Below are 15,062 nucleotides of genomic sequence, written 5' to 3'. Positions count from 1 at the left end.
TCAGCGCACTTCCCTTAAGACGCCACCGGGCTCGACCGACAGCGAGAACAGCGCGCCATGAGCCACTTCGACATTGAGCAACTGCTCGCGCGGCAAGCCCCGGGCGTGAGCCAGCAACAAACGCATGACTCCGCCATGACTGATCAGCAACACACGTTCTCCGGCGTACTTCGCCTGCAAGCGCGCCACCGCCGCCAGCACCCGCGCGGAAAAGTCCGCGACCGGTTCGCCCTCAGGTGGAGTAAACGAATAAGGATCAGCCCAGAACAAACCCAAGGCCTGGGCGTCGGTTTCCATCAGCGCCGCGGCACTCTGCCCTTCCCAGGCACCGAAATGCAGTTCCTGTAGGTTTTTGTCCAGCTCGATCGGCAGCCCGGACTGCACCGCCAGTTCTTCGGCGAAGCGCGCACAGCGCTGCAACGGCGAACTGACCAGGCGATCCCAAGGCCCCTGCTCCACCACCGCTTCGCGCATCTGCGCCCAGCCCTTTTCCGTCAGCGCGTCGTCGAGGCTGCCGCGCAAGCCGCCGCCGAGTTCGGTTTCACCGTGGCGCAACAGATCCAGATGCAAGATCATGCCGGACGATCCGCCACCGCCGCTTCGGCAAACGTCGCCATCTGCCCGTGCAGGTCGCAGGCCAGACGCAGCAATGGCACGGCCAACGCGGCGCCACTGCCCTCGCCCAGTCGCAACCCGAGGTCCAGCAACGGTTCGGCCTTCAGGGTTTGCAGCACATGGCGATGACCCGGCTCGGCGCCGCGATGAGCGAACAACAGCCATTGCCGGCTCGGCGGATTCAAGCGCACCGCCACCAACGCCGCGACACTGCAGATGAACCCGTCCACCAATACCGCAATGCCTTGCTGGGCGCACGCCAGGTAGGCGCCGACCAGTGCCGCGATTTCAAAACCACCGAGATTGAACAGGGTCTGTAGCGCATCGTCACGTTGAGCGCCGTGCAGTGCCAGCGCGCGTTCGATCACTTGCGCTTTATGACTGACACCCGCCGCATCCAGCCCCGTGCCCGGCCCGGCCAGATGCGCCACCGGGCAATCGAGCAAGGCACAGGCCAACGCGCTGGCCGCCGTGGTGTTGCCGATGCCCATTTCGCCACCGATGAACAGTTGCGCTCCCATCTCGATGGCACGCTGCACGCTGTCGCGACCGGCCTGCAACGCACGTTCGCCTTGCACCACGGTCATCGCCGGACCCTGGGCAAAATTCGCCGTGCCCGGACCGATGTTCAGGTGTCGCACACCCGCCAGGTTCAACGACGGTGTGATGGTGCCGAGATCGACCACTTCCAGGGAGGCGCCCAATTGCCGCGCCAACACGCTGATCGCCGCGCCGCCGCTGACGAAGTTGTGCAGCATCTGCCCGGTGACTTCCTGGGGATAGGCCGACACCCCCTCGGCCACCACGCCGTGGTCACCGGCAAAAATCGCGATCCACAATCGATCCAGACTCGGCTTGACCTGCCCCTGAAGTCCCGCCAGTTGCACCGCCACCGACTCAAGCTGACCGAGGGAGCCGGCCGGTTTGGTCAGTTGCTGTTGACGGGCTTGCGCCTGCTCGACAGCCTGGGCGTTGGTCGGTTGGCACGGGTTCAGCCACCAGGATGAGCTCATAACGCAGTTCCTTTCAATGTCAGGGGCAGACCGGCGACGGTCAGGACGACGCGCTGACAACGCTCGGCCAGGGCTTGATGCAGCCAACCGGCTTCATCGACATAGCGGCGAGTCAATTCGCCCAGCGGCACGACACCCATTCCGGTCTCGTTGCTGACAAAAATGATTTCACCCGGCAGCGACGCCAGGCATTCGAGCAAGGCTTCGCGTTCGGCCGTCAGACGCTCGTTGTCATCGAGCATCAACAAATTGGTCATCCACAGCGTCAGGCAATCCACCAGCAGGCAGCGGTCAGCGCTGGCGGTTTCGCGCAGGACGCGGGCGAGCTCCACAGGCTCTTCGATCAACGCCCATTCGGCCGGGCGGCGGGCGCGGTGATGGGCGACACGCTCGCTCATTTCACTGTCCAGCGGTTGGCTGGTGGCGATGTAGGTGACTTGAAGCTGGCTGTCTGTTGCCAGTTTTTCAGCCAGGCGACTCTTGCCGGAGCGGGCGCCGCCGAGGATCAGTTGGAGCATGGTTCATTCCTTTAAGTCTTCAGTGAGGCGACGGGCCTCTTCGCGGGCAAGCCTCGCTCCTACAGGTACCGCGGGGGCCTTGTAGGAGCGAGGCTTGCCCGCGAAGGGGCCAGCACGGCCACCTTAAAAACCACAGAGTTCACGCAACAGCCCGGTATCCAGATGCTTCTCCACCAGATCCGCCAGCCGCTCGATATCGCGCTCACGCAAACCGTGGTAATCCACGTCCTGCACCCCCTGCAATCCCGCCCAACGCAACAGCGCACTACACGCCGCCGGGGATTCAAACAGGCCATGCAAGTAGGTGCCGAAAATCTGCCCGTCGACACTCTGCGCGCCATCGCAACGTCCATCGTCCAACTGTACGGCGGCGTTTTCCAACGCCGGCCCGGTGGTGACGCCGGCGTGAATTTCATAGCCGCTGACCGGCGCGTCTTCCAGCGCCAGGCGCCCGCGCACATTGCGTAACTGCTTCTCTTCTTCAAGTTGCGTCTCGAACGCCAGCAAGCCCAGACCGGTGCTGGACCCCGGCGCGCCTTCAAGGCCCAGCGGATCATGCACCTGCTCCCCGAGCATCTGCAGGCCGCCACAAATGCCCAGCACTTTTCCGCCATAGCGCAGGTGTCGCGAAATCGCGGTGTCCCAACCATTGGCGCGCAGGTACGCGAGATCGCCGCGCACGCTTTTCGAGCCTGGAAGAATGATCAGGTCGGCCGCTGGAATCGCCTGGCCGGGGCCGATGAATTGCAGGTCCACTTGCGGGTGCAGGCGCAGTGGATCGAAATCGGTGTGGTTGCTGATGCGCGGCAACACCGGCACCACCACTTTCAGCACCTGTTCGGCCTTGTCGGCCTGGCGCTGATCGATGCCGTCCTCGGCCTCCAGGTGCAAGTCCATCACATACGGCAGCACGCCGATCACCGGTTTGCCAGTGCGCGCTTCAAGCCAGTCGAGACCGGGTTGCAGCAAGGCGATGTCACCACGAAAACGGTTGATGATGAAGCCCTTGACCCGCGCCTGCTCTGTGGGCGACAGCAGTTCAAGAGTGCCCACCAAATGCGCGAAAACCCCGCCGCGATTGATGTCGGCGATCAGCACCACCGGGCAATCCACCGCTTCGGCAAAGCCCATGTTGGCGATGTCGCCAGCGCGCAGATTGATCTCGGCCGGTGAGCCCGCGCCCTCGACCATCACCAGCGGATACGCCGCACTCAAGCGTTCATGGGAGGCCAACACCGCTTGCATCGCGATGGTTTTGTAGTCGTGATAGGCCACGGCGTTCATCGTCGTGACCGCACGACCATGGATGATCACCTGGGCGCCGGTATCGCTGTTGGGCTTGAGCAGCACCGGGTTCATGTCGGTGTGGGGTTCAAGAAAGGCGGCCTGGGCTTGCACCGCTTGCGCGCGACCAATTTCGCCACCGTCGGCAGTCACCGCGCTGTTGAGCGCCATATTCTGCGGCTTGAACGGCACCACGCTGACACCTTGGCGTGTCACCCAGCGGCACAGTGCCGTCACCAGCGTGCTTTTACCGGCGTCGGATGTGGTGCCCTGCACCATCAACGTGGTCATTGGCTTTCCTTGGCGAAGGCGTCGAACGCTGAATCGAGACGTGCCCAGTCGGCTTCATCGCCAGGCAGGCCGAAACGCAGGCTGCTGTTGTGGGTGAACAGGCGCAACAGAATGCCGCGCCGGGCCATGAACTCGTGCAGCACTTCGGCGCGCTCGGTGATCAGCCATTGGAACAAGGCGCAACCACCCTGGGGTTCGAAGCCGTACCGCGTCAACAAGGTTGCCAGACGCTCGCTGGCTTCATCGGCGCGCTCGCGCTGCCGCGTGTGCCCTTCGGTGTCGCGCAGGCACACCTGGCCCAGCACCCGGGTCGGGCCACTGACCGCCCACGGTCCCACCTGCTCGGCGAGCAACTTGAGCAACTTGCGCTCGGCCAGGACAAACCCCAGGCGCACCCCGGCCAGGCCGAAAAACTTGCCGAAGGAGCGCAGCACGATCAACCCGACCTGGTGGGCAAACGGCGCCACACTCAGGTGCGGCGTGTTGTCCATGAAGGCTTCGTCCACCACCAGCCAGCCACCGCGCGGGGCCAGGCGCGAATGCCAGTCGAGCAGCCGGGCGGGCGTCAGGTTCAGCCCGGTCGGGTTGTTCGGGTTGACCACCACCAGCACGTCGAGGCTGTCGACGAAAAAGTCGACTTCCTGCTCCAGCACCTCGCGCACGATGTAGCCATTGCGCCGCCAGGCCTCGGCATGCTCGGCATAACAGGGCGACAGCACGCCGACCTTGCCCGCCCGGCGCAAACGCGGCAGCAACTGGATGGCCATCTGCGAACCGGCGACCGGCAGTGCCTGCAGGGTTCCATAATAGTCGCAGGCCGCCTGCTCCAGACCGTCATCGGCTTCCGGCAACCGCGCCCAGGCCCGTTGCGGGATGTCCGGCACGGGAAACGGCCAGGGCGCCAGGCCGCTGGACAGGTCAAGCCAATCGGCTTCGTCGATGCCGTATTCGTGCGCCGCCTTGCGCAATCGTCCGCCGTGCTCAAGCATAAAATTCAGACCCCACGCACAGAATCAGCAGCCACAACCATACCCCACGCTGCACCAGTTGCCAGCCGCGGTCGATGGCGTCGGCATCCGCCGGCACGCCCTCGCCCAGCGTTGGGCGCTGATGCAGTTCACCGTGATAAATCGCCGGCCCGCCCAGCTCGACGCCCAACGCACCGGCACCCGCCGCCATCACCGGGCCGGCATTCGGGCTATCCCAGGTCGGCCCCTGGGTGCGCCAACATTTCAACGCCAGCCGGGTTTTGCCCAGTAGCGCGTAGGTCAGCGCCACCAGGCGCGCAGGAATGTAATTGAGCACGTCGTCAATCTTCGCCGCCGCCCAGCCGAAACGCTCGAAGCGTTCGTTGCGATAGCCCCACATCGCGTCCAGGGTGTTGCTCAAACGGTAGAGCACCACGCCCGGCGCACCGGCCACGGCAAACCAGAACAGTGCGGCAAACACCGCGTCGCTGCCGTTTTCCAGCACCGATTCGGTGGCGGCGCGGGCCACGGCGGTTTCATCCAGATCACTGGTTTTACGGCTGACCAGATAACTCACGCGCTGGCGCGCTTCTTCAAGATTATCGCTGCGCAAGGCCTTGGCCACAGGCGTGACATGCTCGCCGAGGCTGCGCATGCCCAGGGCGCAATAGAGAGCAAGAATCTCGACGATCCAGCCGACGTAAGGTGCCCAGGAAAATGCCGTGGCCAACAGGGTCAGCGGCAATACAGCAATCACCCACGCGGTGACCCCATGACTGCGCCAGCCGCGACCGCCGCCATTGAAACGTTGCTCGATGCGCTCGGCAAAACGGCCGAACGCCACTAGCGGATGCCAGCGCTTGGGTTCACCCAGCAGCGCATCCAGCGCTACCGCGGCGACACTCAACAACGCCACACTCATTGACTCACTCCCCAATAATTTTCATACAACAGCTCACTCAGCGGACGCGCCTGCGCCCAGCCTTCGAGTACCAGCATCGGTGCCGGATAGAAGGCCTTGACCGGTCCCAGGCAGAGAATGGCCAAGGGCTTGGCGCCAGGCGGCAGGCCCAGCAGGTCCGCCAGGGCTTGCGGTTCGAACAGCGAGACCCAGCCCATGCCCAGCCCTTCGGCGCGGGACGCCAGCCAGAGGTTCTGGATCGCGCAGGACAACGAGGCCAGGTCCATCTCCGGCAGGGTGCGACGACCGAAGATATGCCGTTCGCGATCGTCCATCAGCGCGGCGACCAGCACCTCGGCGCAATCGTTGATGCCCTCGACTTTGAGCTGCATGAATTCGTCGGTACGCTCACCGAGGGCCTCGGCGGTGCGGATGCGCTCTGCTTCCACCAGCGCCTGGATCTTGCTGCGCAAGGCACGATCGCTGATGCGGATGAAGCGCCAAGGCTGCATCAGGCCGACACTCGGTGCCTGATGCGCGGCTTCGAGCAGGCGCCGCAGCAACTCGGGCTCGACCGTGCCGCCGGCGAAGTGACGCATGTCGCGGCGTTCGCCGATGGCTCGGTAGACCGCTGCGCGTTCGGCTTCGGAAAAGGCGTTGTCGGTCATGGCCTCTTCGCGAGCAGGCTCGCTCCCACAGTGGACCGCGTTTCTTCAGGCGATCCACTCACCAATGTGGGAGCGAGCCTGCTCGCGAAGGCGTCCGAACGGTCAGGCGCAAACAGCGCGGCAATCGCCGATGGATTGGACGGAAAATAGAAGTGCACATAAGAGGCCGTCATCCGCCCCTCGCGATAAACCGCCTCTGCCCCGCGCCCGCCGTTAGGACTCAAGCCCCGGGCAATCGGTGTCAGTTCGGTGGAGGTCAGCGAATGATGATAGGTGTGCCCGCGCAGTGAACCTTCCGGCAATTCAACCGCTTGCAAGGCCAATGCAGCAAGGCGCTTCTGCATCACCGCATCGCCCTTCAACAAGCCCACCAGCTCTGCACGCGTGCCCTCGACATCGGTCAGCGAATCGAGCAGGTAAAGCATGCCGCCGCATTCGGCCAGCAAGGGTTTACCTGCGGCGTGGTGAGCGCGAATTGCCTCGAGCATCGAGGTATTCTGCGCCAAAGCCACATGGTGCAACTCCGGATAGCCACCCGGCAGGTACAGGCTGTCTGCCTCTGGCAAACCCGCGTCACGGATCGGCGAGAAATACCGCAATTCAGCGCCCATCGCCCGCAACAAATCCAGGCTCGCGCCATAGGTGAAGGCGAAGGCTTCGTCATGGGCCACGGCAATGCGCACGCCAGCCAGCAAGGGTTCAACAGTCACCACATCTGGCGCGGCAAATTCCACCGCCGGCGGGAGCGCGACTTCACAACTGCTGGCCAAGGCTTCGGCCGCCGCATCGAGGCGCACATCCAGGTCATTCAACTCGCTGGCTTGTACCAGGCCAAGGTGTCGACTCGGCAATTCGATCCCGGTCTCACGGGACAAGGCACCGTACCAGCGCAGGCCTTCGGTCAGGCTGCCTTCGAGCAGTTGCGCGTGGCGCAGGGTGCCCACGCGGTTGGCCAGCACGCCGGCAAACGGCAAGTCCGGCTGATAGCGCGCCAGGCCCAGGGCCAATGCACCAAAGGTCTGGGCCATGGCGGTGCCGTCGATCACAGCGAGCACCGGCACGCCGAAATGTCGCGCCAGATCAGCGCTGGACGGCGTACCGTCGAACAGCCCCATGACACCTTCGATCAGGATCAGGTCGGCGTCGCTGGCAGCCTCCCACAACAGCCGGCGACTGTCCTGCTCGCCGACCATCCACATGTCCAGCTGATACACCGGCGCACCGCTGGCGCGTTCGAGGATCATCGGATCGAGAAAGTCCGGGCCGCACTTGAACACGCGAACCTTGCGTCCCTGGTTACGATGCAACCGGGCCAGCGCGGCGGTAACGGTGGTCTTGCCCTGGCCGGACGCCGGCGCGGCAATCAGTACCGCCGGGCAATGACGAGGTTGATTCACAGCTCGACGCCTTTTTGCGCTTTGATACCGGCCTGGAAGGCGTGCTTGATCATGCCCATTTCGGTGACGGTGTCAGCCAGCTCGACCATTTCCGGCTTGGCGCCGCGGCCGGTGACCACCACGTGCTGCATGGGCGGGCGCGCCTGCAAATCGCTGAGCACCTGATCGAGATCGAGGTAGCCGTGCTTGAGGGCGATGTTCAGTTCGTCCAGCACCACCAGGCCGACCGTTGGATCGCGCAGCAATTGCTGCGACACCGCCCAGGCCGCTTCGGCCGCCGCGATGTCGCGCTGGCGATCCTGGGTCTCCCAGGTGAAGCCCTCGCCCATCACATGAAAACGCACCTGCTCGGGGAAGCGGCGGAAGAACAACTCTTCGCCGGTGCTGTTGCGCCCCTTGATGAACTGCACCACACCGCACTGCATGCCATGCCCCATGGCGCGCGCGAGCATGCCGAACGCCGAGCTGCTCTTGCCTTTGCCGTTGCCGGTGAGCACCAGCAGCAGGCCGCATTCGTTCGGGGAATTGGCGATGCGTTCGTCGATCACGGCCTTTTTGCGCAGCATGCGCGCAAGATGACGTTCGTCACGATCAGGGGTATCAGACATGGGGGAGCTCTCCGTTGAGGCAGGATTAACGGCGGGCAGGCACAAGAATAGACGGCAAGAAGCCTGGCATCGCCCACCGTGATGCCGCTTGGATGGATCAGGCCGGTCTCCGGGCTCATGAGCGGCGTGATGCCTGACTGCGCGCCTTCCCGCGTCACAGATCGACGCAGTGGCTTCAGACGCAGTTTTCACTCATTTACCGTTGCGGGGGCAGCGCCGGGATCGCAGGGCTTCATCGACTGAAGCGCTCGCTCACCGGCTTCCCTGTTTCACTCTGTCGACCCAAGTCACAGAGCACCTGAAACAAGCGGCGAAGGTTAGAGGGTTGGGGGTGGAGCGTCAATTGAAGACGCGGTACCGGAACGAATAACGGCCACTCATCCATAAAATGACGTCAATCTTGTGCCACACTCACAGCAGTGATATCAAATAGCCACAACCTCACAAACAAGAAAAAGGGTGAGCCCCATGCAAGGCATGATCATCAGCAATCCGAAGCTGGAATTCCTGCGTTCGGTACTGGAACGCTGGTTCGACTGTATCGACCGCTATAACGCCGTGCGCGGCGACAGCGAGACACCCTACTGGCTCGACGAAAAAGCCAACCTTGGTCTGCTCTCCGCCGCCGCATGGATGGCCGAGATGATCACGCTGCAACAATCGCCCACCCGCAAACAGATCGAAGAAGGCGAACGCAACGGCCGCGCCGATCTGTTCATCGCCACGACCGAAGCACGCGCCTGGCTGCAGACCACGCAACGCTGGCCACGGGTCAACAGCCTGAACCTGACTCAGGCCCTGCAGGACATCACCAGCGACGCGAAAAAAATCAGCTACGCCAGCGATCTGAAAATCGGCTGCCTGTTCGTCGCACCGCACAAGAGCCAGCAAGGCGCTACCCCCGAAGAACTCCAGGACATGGTCGATGACCTGCAAAAGGAACACTGCTGCGCCGTAGCCTGGTATTTCCCTTATGCCTATCGCAAATTGCGCAACGAAGCCGGTCACTATCACCCCGGTATTGCCGTGCTGCTCAAGGAAGCTCGCGGCTAAGGTTGAACCATCGGCCTGTCACGCTTCTCTATGATTTAAGTCACTTCATTCATAGGGAAGGTCAGCAATGCGCACATCTGAGCTGGTTTTCGTCATCGCGTTAGCGGGAGGGCTCGCCGCCTGTGGCGAAACCGCCCGCTTGCAAGTCAACGACGGCACCGGGCCGTCTCCCAAACTCCCGGAGCCGAACAAGACACTGTTCCCGACGATGAACATCGCCCCGGCCATCGGCTGGGCGAACGGCGTAAAACCCGTCGCGGCCAGCGGCACTCAGGTCGGCGCATTTGCCGAAAACCTCGATCATCCGCGCTGGCTTTACGTGCTGCCCAATGGCGACGTGCTGGTCGCCGAAACCAATGCCCCGCCCAAACCCGATGACAACAAAGGCATCAAGGGCTGGATCACCAAGAAAGTCATGGGACGCGCCGGTGCCGCCGTGCCGAGCCCGAACCGCATCACACTGCTGCGCGACACCAACCATGACGGCATTGCCGAAACCCGCACGGTCTTCCTGGAAAACCTCAACTCGCCCTTTGGCATGACCCTGGTCGGCAATGACCTCTACGTGGCCGACACCGACCGGCTGTTGCGCTTCCACTATGAAAACGGTGACACGGCAATCAAGTCACAACCGATCAAGGTCGTCGACCTGCCGGGGGGAACCCTGAATCACCACTGGACCAAAAACGTCATCGCCAGCAAGGACGGCAGCAAGCTGTACGTCACGGTGGGCTCCAACAGCAACGTCGGTGAAAACGGCATGGATCAGGAGCAAGGGCGCGCGGCGATCTGGGAAGTGGATCGCGCCACCGGCAACCACCGGATCTTCGCTTCAGGCCTGCGCAACCCCAATGGCATGGCCTGGGAGCCACAAAGCGGCGCCCTGTGGACGGCCGTCAACGAGCGGGACGAAATCGGCAGCGACCTGGTGCCGGACTACATCACCTCGGTGAAGGATGGCGCCTTCTACGGCTGGCCATTCAGCTATTACGGCCAGCACGTCGACGTGCGCGTCGAGCCGCAAAACCCCGACCTGGTGGCCAAGGCGATTGCACCGGACTACGCAGTCGGCCCCCACACCGCCTCACTGGGCCTGACGTTTGCCGAAGGCAACAGGTTGCCGGCGCAGTTCAAGGAAGGTGCGTTCATTGGCCAACACGGCTCATGGAACCGCAAGCCGCACAGCGGTTACAAAGTGATTTTCGTGCCCTTTAGCGGCGGCAAACCGACCGGGCAACCGGTGGATGTACTCACCGGGTTCCTCAATGACGAGGAAAAAGCCATGGGCCGGCCGGTGGGTGTGGTGATCGATCAACAAGGGGATTTGCTGGTGGCCGATGATGTGGGGAACAAGGTGTGGCGGGTGTCGGCGGTTAAATAGCGACAACACACTTGTGGGAGCGAGCCTGCTCGCGAAAGGGGCGTGTCAGCCGACATTAATGTGACTGATCCACCGCATTCGCGAGCAGGCTCGCTCCCACAAGGGATTAGCGTTTACGGCAGAGCGTGAGCCCATCCCCCAGCGGCAACAGCGACAGATCCACCCGCGCGTCATCCTTCAAGGCACGATTGAGTGCCTGGATAGCGCGGGTATCGGCGCTCTCGGGATTGTCCTCAAGCACCCGACCACTCCACAGCGTGTTATCGAATACCGCCAGGCCACCGGTACGCAACAGGCGTAGCGCATGTTCCAGGTAGGCCGGGTAATTGGCCTTGTCAGCATCGATGAACACCAGATTGAACTGGCCTGACTCGTCCAGCCTGCCGAGGGTTTCCAGCGCCGGCGCCAGACGCAGATCGATTCGCCCGGACAGGCCGGCCTCCTGCCAATAGCGGCGCGCGATGGCGTTGTAGTCCCCGGGAATGTCACAGCAGATCAGCGAACCGTCATCCGGCAATGCCGCTGCCATGCACAGGGCGCTGTAACCGGTAAAAGTGCCGACTTCCAGCACACGTCGGGCACCGGTGAGTTTTACCAGCAAGGCGAGAAATTGCCCCTGTTCCGGTGCCACCTGCCAGCGCGCCATGGGCAGCGCCTGGGTTTCGTCGCGCAAGCGCTTGAGCAGCGGGGTTTCGCGCAGGGAGACGTCGAGCAGGTACTGATAGAGCGAATCGTCGAGATTGAGCGTGCGGGCGGTCATGACAACAACCTCTGGCTGTTACGGATTGCGCGCCAAATGCTCGGGATGCAGAACGCGCTTGGCGCTTAGGTAGGCTCGCTGCCAATAAGCCTTGGACAAGCTGTCGAGCTTGACCGTGCCACCGGTAGCTGGCGCATGCACGAAACGCCCTTCACCGACATAGATGCCAGCATGGCTGACCTGGGAACCGCCATTGGTAGCGAAGAAGATCAGGTCACCGGTTTGCAGGCCTTCCTTACCGACATTGGCCGCTTGCATGGTGATCATTTCGCGGGTGGTGCGGGGCAGGGAAATACCGGCCATGTCACGGTAGACGTAGCCAATCAGGCCACTGCAATCGAATCCGGAATCCGGCGTGTTGCCGCCCCAGCGATAAGGCGTGCCGACCAACCCCAACGCGCGAAACAGCACGTCTTGCGCTTCAGGAGAAAAGTCCTGGGAGGAACTGAATACGATGGGCGCGCGAACCACCGGCGCAGGTGGCGGTGTACGGCTGGCACAAGCACTGAGCAGCGCTGCGAATAGCATGATTGCGAGGCGGGCCGACATCGTCATAAGCAGAGCATCCTGATCAGGCTGCGGCTAATTTCTGCGGGAGCGCAGAAAAGAAAACCGCCTGCGGATTACGCAGGCGGTTTGCCATCATTCATTGATCAGAATTTTAGCGCTTATCAGGCAAACTTCAAGTAAGACTTTAAGTTCGCCTTACAAAATGTGCGCTTACTTGCGAGCCGTGACGATTGGCGTCGCAGCGGGAGCCATGGCGAGTGCACGCTTGGCTTCGATGAAGGTCTTGCTCCAGTAGCTGTCACCGAGGTTATCGATGCGCACACCACCGCTTTTGCGGCTGCTGGAGTGGATGAACTGGTTGTCACCCAGGTAGATCCCGGCGTGACTGACGCGACCGCGACGACCGTTGGTGGCGAAGAACAGCAGGTCACCCGGTTCAAGCTTGCTACGCGAAACCAGCGGCGCGTCCACGTTGATCATTTCGCGGGTGGAGCGCGGCAGGTTCATACCGGCTTCTTCACGGAACAGATAACCGATGAAACCGCTGCAATCGAAACCTGCTTCGGAAGTACCGCCGAAACGGTAACGGGTACCGATCAGGGACATGCCGCGTTCGAGGATGCTGTCGGCCAGAACCGGAAGCTGGTACGACTTGCCGTCGGTGAAGCTGGCCAGTTCTTTCTCAGTGGCCGCTTCTTCAAGCTCAAGCGCTTGCTTATAGAGAGCGGAAGACTGGGCGGAAACGGAATGTTGAATCTGCTGTTGTTGTGCTTGCTCGGACACTGGCGTGTGGGCAGCGCAACCGAACAACAGGGTAACGAGTGCGAGGGGCACGAGGGGTGCAAAGCGATTTAGCATGGGCACGACCGTGGCTGATAGTTTTAAAGAAGCGAAACTATGCCCGCTATCATCCTCATTTGCAAATTCAATCGAACTTTTTGTGACTTCTTGATTTCTCGATGACATCTAAGCGCTAAAGCCCGTTCTAGACACTTTACGCAGCCTGCACCCCGCAGGAAAGCGGATTTTCTGACGCATCGAATTTGCCGAACATAGCTGCAGGCCTTGAATTTACAAGGCCTGGCTACCAGCCCAGCGTCTCTTTGAGGAACGGAATGGTCAGCTTGCGCTGAGCTTGAAGAGAGGCCTGGTCGAGTTGCTCAAGCAGCTCGAACAGCGCGCTCATGCTGCGGGTACCGCGGGTCAGGATAAAATGCCCGACTTCGTCGGTCAGGTGCAGGCCGCGACGCGACGCACGCAGCTGCAGGGCGCGCAACTTGTCTTCGTCGGAGAGTGGGCGCATCTGGAATATCAGCGCCAAAGTCAGGCGCGACTTGAGGTCCGCCAGCTTTACCGGCAGCTCGCGTGGCGAAGTCGACGCGGCAATCAGCAGACGCCGACCACTGTCACGCAGCCGGTTGAACAGGTGGAACAACGCTTCTTCCCAGTCAGCCTTGCCTGCCACCGCCTGCAAGTCGTCCAGGCACACCAGTTCGTATTGCTCGAGGTTGTCGAGAATCTCGATGCCGCGATCCATCAACTCGGCCAGCGGCAGGTAAACCGCCGTTTCGCCCATTTGTTCGAAACGCAGGCATGCGGCCTGCAACAGATGCGTGCGCCCTACCCCGTGCTTGCCCCAGAGATAAATCAGGCTTTCGGTCCAGCCGGCGTCGGCTTCGCACAGCCGCTCGACATAGCCGAGTGCAGCGGCATTGGCGCCTGGGTAGTAGTTGATGAAGGTGGCGTCGTCACGCAGACGCACACCTAGGGGCAGCTGAATCGGTTTCATGCTGACTGAACAGTTCCAAAGGAACCGTTAGTGGCCTCTGTGTAAAGTTTGCGAAGTTTATACCCGTGAAGCCGACCGCACAATGCGACAGACCACAAGCAAAATCAAAGGTTTGCGTTAGCGCCCCGGTTTTATGACAGATTCTTTGGCGCCACGGGCAGCCACTGGGCGTCGATCCGGGCTGCCCGTGACCCTGTCTACAGCTCTGGTTCGTCCACACCACTGTACATACCGGAATCCTTATACAAATCATGCACATGGCGCAGTAGCACCATGATCACCGCCGCCACGGGCAGTGCCAGCAAAACACCGGTAAAACCAAACAGTTCGCCGCCTGCCAGAATCGCGAAGATCACCGCCACCGGGTGCAGGCCGATGCGGTCCCCCACCAGCAATGGCGTGAGCACCATGCCCTCCAATGCCTGACCGACCATGAACACCGCGACGATGCCCGCCATGGGATACAAATCGCCGCCAAACTGGAACAGGCCAGCAATCAGTGCCGCGCCAATACCAACGATAAAGCCCATGTACGGCACGATCGCCGCCAGCCCGGCAATCATCCCGATCAGCAGGCCCAACTCCAGGCCCACCAGCATCAGGCCCGCGGCATAGATCACGCCCAACGCGACCATCACCAGCAATTGCCCGCGGACGAAGGCGCCGAGCACTTCATGGCACTCTTCAGCCAGTGACACCGCCCGCTCTTCGCGATCGCGCGGCAGCAGGCTGCGGATCTTGGCCATCATCAGGTCCCAGTCTCGCAGCAAGTAGAAACTGACCACCGGAATCAGCACCAGATTCGCCAACCAGCCAATCAACGCCAGACCCGACGCCGTCGCCTGAGTCAGCACCACGCCGACAATGTCGGTGGTCTGCCCCATGTGCTCGCTGATCGCGGCCTTGAGTTTGTCGAACTTCCAGAAGCCCTCCGACAGGCCAAACTTCGATTGCGCCCATGGCAATGCCGTGTGCTGCAGCCAATCGAGCATCTGCGGCGCCAGCTCATACAAGCGAAACAACTGCTTGGCGAGCATCGGCACCAACACCAGCAACAGCGTGGTGAAGATCAGGGTGAACAGGGCAAATACCGCAATCACGCCCCAGGTCCGTGACAGGCCGGCGTTTTCCAGCCGATCCACCAGGGGGTCAAACAGATAGGCCAACAACAACGCCACCAGGAACGGCGTGAGGATCGGGTGCAACAGCCAGACAAACGCGCAGAGCAGGAGCACTCCACCCAACCAGAACCAACGCCGCGTATCGGCCATGTACCACTCCATTGCTTCTATATAAAGAAAGAAAA

General features: G+C 62.0%; 16 protein-coding genes and 1 riboswitch. Of the genes, 2 read left to right on the top strand and 14 right to left on the bottom strand.

Annotation, left to right across the window (positions count from 1 at the left end):
* From cobC to cobO, 9 genes are all read right to left on the bottom strand, one after another.
* On the bottom strand, nucleotides 1–576 hold the full coding sequence (gene cobC / locus ACA054_RS08825) for an alpha-ribazole phosphatase family protein (protein WP_497689046.1): 576 nt from the start codon (nucleotides 574–576) through the stop codon (nucleotides 1–3).
* On the bottom strand, nucleotides 573–1,628 hold the full coding sequence (gene cobT, locus ACA054_RS08820) for a nicotinate-nucleotide--dimethylbenzimidazole phosphoribosyltransferase (RefSeq protein ID WP_497689045.1): 1,056 nt from the start codon (nucleotides 1,626–1,628) through the stop codon (nucleotides 573–575). Before cobT ends, cobC begins: the two co-directional genes overlap by 4 nt.
* Entirely contained in the window at nucleotides 1,625–2,146 is a 522-nt protein-coding gene (gene cobU / locus ACA054_RS08815) for a bifunctional adenosylcobinamide kinase/adenosylcobinamide-phosphate guanylyltransferase (RefSeq protein WP_497689044.1), read from the bottom strand. The genes cobT and cobU overlap by 4 nt, the downstream gene beginning before the upstream one ends.
* Nucleotides 2,147–2,269: 123 nt before the next feature.
* Nucleotides 2,270–3,721 carry a cobyric acid synthase gene (locus tag ACA054_RS08810; RefSeq protein ID WP_497689043.1) on the bottom strand — a complete coding sequence of 484 codons (1,452 nt, stop codon included), beginning with the start codon at nucleotides 3,719–3,721 and terminating at the stop codon, nucleotides 2,270–2,272.
* Nucleotides 3,718–4,710, bottom strand: a complete 993-nt coding sequence (cobD, locus tag ACA054_RS08805; protein WP_497689042.1) for a threonine-phosphate decarboxylase CobD — start codon at nucleotides 4,708–4,710, stop codon at nucleotides 3,718–3,720. The genes ACA054_RS08810 and cobD overlap by 4 nt, the downstream gene beginning before the upstream one ends.
* Entirely contained in the window at nucleotides 4,703–5,611 is a 909-nt protein-coding gene (cbiB, locus tag ACA054_RS08800; RefSeq protein WP_497689041.1) for an adenosylcobinamide-phosphate synthase CbiB, read from the bottom strand. The genes cobD and cbiB overlap by 8 nt, the downstream gene beginning before the upstream one ends.
* Nucleotides 5,608–6,258: a 5,6-dimethylbenzimidazole synthase gene (bluB, locus tag ACA054_RS08795; protein ID WP_497689040.1), complete on the bottom strand. Its 651-nt coding sequence runs from the start codon at nucleotides 6,256–6,258 to the stop codon at nucleotides 5,608–5,610. Before bluB ends, cbiB begins: the two co-directional genes overlap by 4 nt.
* Nucleotides 6,255–7,655, bottom strand: a complete 1,401-nt coding sequence (locus ACA054_RS08790) for a cobyrinic acid a,c-diamide synthase CobB (protein WP_497689039.1) — start codon at nucleotides 7,653–7,655, stop codon at nucleotides 6,255–6,257. The genes bluB and ACA054_RS08790 overlap by 4 nt, the downstream gene beginning before the upstream one ends.
* Entirely contained in the window at nucleotides 7,652–8,263 is a 612-nt protein-coding gene (gene cobO, locus ACA054_RS08785) for a cob(I)yrinic acid a,c-diamide adenosyltransferase (RefSeq protein ID WP_497689038.1), read from the bottom strand. The genes ACA054_RS08790 and cobO overlap by 4 nt, the downstream gene beginning before the upstream one ends.
* An 83-nt stretch (nucleotides 8,264–8,346) precedes the next feature.
* Nucleotides 8,347–8,580, bottom strand: a riboswitch (cobalamin riboswitch).
* A gap of 151 nt (nucleotides 8,581–8,731) precedes the next feature.
* Between cobO and ACA054_RS08780 the strand changes: the two genes are divergently transcribed.
* Entirely contained in the window at nucleotides 8,732–9,316 is a 585-nt protein-coding gene (locus ACA054_RS08780; protein WP_497689037.1) for a hypothetical protein, read from the top strand.
* 67 nt (nucleotides 9,317–9,383) lie between these two features.
* A complete protein-coding gene (locus ACA054_RS08775) occupies nucleotides 9,384–10,697 on the top strand; it encodes a PQQ-dependent sugar dehydrogenase (RefSeq protein ID WP_497689036.1) in 1,314 nt (437 codons plus the stop codon).
* A 106-nt stretch (nucleotides 10,698–10,803) separates the two neighbouring features.
* Here ACA054_RS08775 and ACA054_RS08770 read toward each other — a convergent pair whose 3' ends face one another.
* The 5 genes from ACA054_RS08770 to ACA054_RS08750 all read right to left on the bottom strand — a co-directional run bounded on the left by ACA054_RS08770 (nucleotide 10,804) and on the right by ACA054_RS08750 (nucleotide 15,027).
* Nucleotides 10,804–11,457, bottom strand: a complete 654-nt coding sequence (locus ACA054_RS08770; protein WP_497689035.1) for an O-methyltransferase — start codon at nucleotides 11,455–11,457, stop codon at nucleotides 10,804–10,806.
* Nucleotides 11,458–11,475: 18 nt separating this feature from the next.
* Nucleotides 11,476–12,012 carry a C40 family peptidase gene (locus tag ACA054_RS08765; RefSeq protein ID WP_497689034.1) on the bottom strand — a complete coding sequence of 179 codons (537 nt, stop codon included), beginning with the start codon at nucleotides 12,010–12,012 and terminating at the stop codon, nucleotides 11,476–11,478.
* A gap of 165 nt (nucleotides 12,013–12,177) precedes the next feature.
* Nucleotides 12,178–12,825, bottom strand: coding sequence for a C40 family peptidase (locus tag ACA054_RS08760; protein WP_497689033.1), 648 nt, complete (start codon nucleotides 12,823–12,825; stop codon nucleotides 12,178–12,180).
* Between the two features lie 226 nt (nucleotides 12,826–13,051).
* A complete protein-coding gene (gene hda, locus ACA054_RS08755) occupies nucleotides 13,052–13,756 on the bottom strand; it encodes a DnaA regulatory inactivator Hda (protein WP_497638632.1) in 705 nt (234 codons plus the stop codon).
* Between the two features lie 197 nt (nucleotides 13,757–13,953).
* On the bottom strand, nucleotides 13,954–15,027 hold the full coding sequence (locus tag ACA054_RS08750) for an AI-2E family transporter (RefSeq protein ID WP_497689032.1): 1,074 nt from the start codon (nucleotides 15,025–15,027) through the stop codon (nucleotides 13,954–13,956).
* Nucleotides 15,028–15,062 lie beyond the last annotated feature (35 nt).

The sequence above is a fragment of the Pseudomonas sp. LBUM1653 genome (genome assembly GCF_059716115.1).
Note: the sequence above shows the minus strand (reverse complement) of the source record. Positions and strands in the feature narration are given on the sequence as shown.

Bases quoted from the DNA above. Each gene is read 5' to 3' on its own strand.
- cobC (WP_497689046.1), bottom strand. From the start codon at position 576: ATGATCTTGCATCTGGATCTGTTGCGCCACGGTGAAACCGAACTCGGC.
- cobT (WP_497689045.1), bottom strand. From the start codon at position 1,628: ATGAGCTCATCCTGGTGGCTGAACCCGTGCCAACCGACCAACGCCCAG.
- cobU (WP_497689044.1), bottom strand. From the start codon at position 2,146: ATGCTCCAACTGATCCTCGGCGGCGCCCGCTCCGGCAAGAGTCGCCTG.
- ACA054_RS08810 (WP_497689043.1), bottom strand. From the start codon at position 3,721: ATGACCACGTTGATGGTGCAGGGCACCACATCCGACGCCGGTAAAAGC.
- cobD (WP_497689042.1), bottom strand. From the start codon at position 4,710: ATGCTTGAGCACGGCGGACGATTGCGCAAGGCGGCGCACGAATACGGC.
- cbiB (WP_497689041.1), bottom strand. From the start codon at position 5,611: ATGAGTGTGGCGTTGTTGAGTGTCGCCGCGGTAGCGCTGGATGCGCTG.
- bluB (WP_497689040.1), bottom strand. From the start codon at position 6,258: ATGACCGACAACGCCTTTTCCGAAGCCGAACGCGCAGCGGTCTACCGA.
- cobO (WP_497689038.1), bottom strand. From the start codon at position 8,263: ATGTCTGATACCCCTGATCGTGACGAACGTCATCTTGCGCGCATGCTG.
- ACA054_RS08780 (WP_497689037.1), top strand. From the start codon at position 8,732: ATGCAAGGCATGATCATCAGCAATCCGAAGCTGGAATTCCTGCGTTCG.
- ACA054_RS08775 (WP_497689036.1), top strand. From the start codon at position 9,384: ATGCGCACATCTGAGCTGGTTTTCGTCATCGCGTTAGCGGGAGGGCTC.
- ACA054_RS08770 (WP_497689035.1), bottom strand. From the start codon at position 11,457: ATGACCGCCCGCACGCTCAATCTCGACGATTCGCTCTATCAGTACCTG.
- ACA054_RS08765 (WP_497689034.1), bottom strand. From the start codon at position 12,012: ATGACGATGTCGGCCCGCCTCGCAATCATGCTATTCGCAGCGCTGCTC.
- ACA054_RS08760 (WP_497689033.1), bottom strand. From the start codon at position 12,825: ATGCTAAATCGCTTTGCACCCCTCGTGCCCCTCGCACTCGTTACCCTG.
- hda (WP_497638632.1), bottom strand. From the start codon at position 13,756: ATGAAACCGATTCAGCTGCCCCTAGGTGTGCGTCTGCGTGACGACGCC.
- ACA054_RS08750 (WP_497689032.1), bottom strand. From the start codon at position 15,027: ATGGCCGATACGCGGCGTTGGTTCTGGTTGGGTGGAGTGCTCCTGCTC.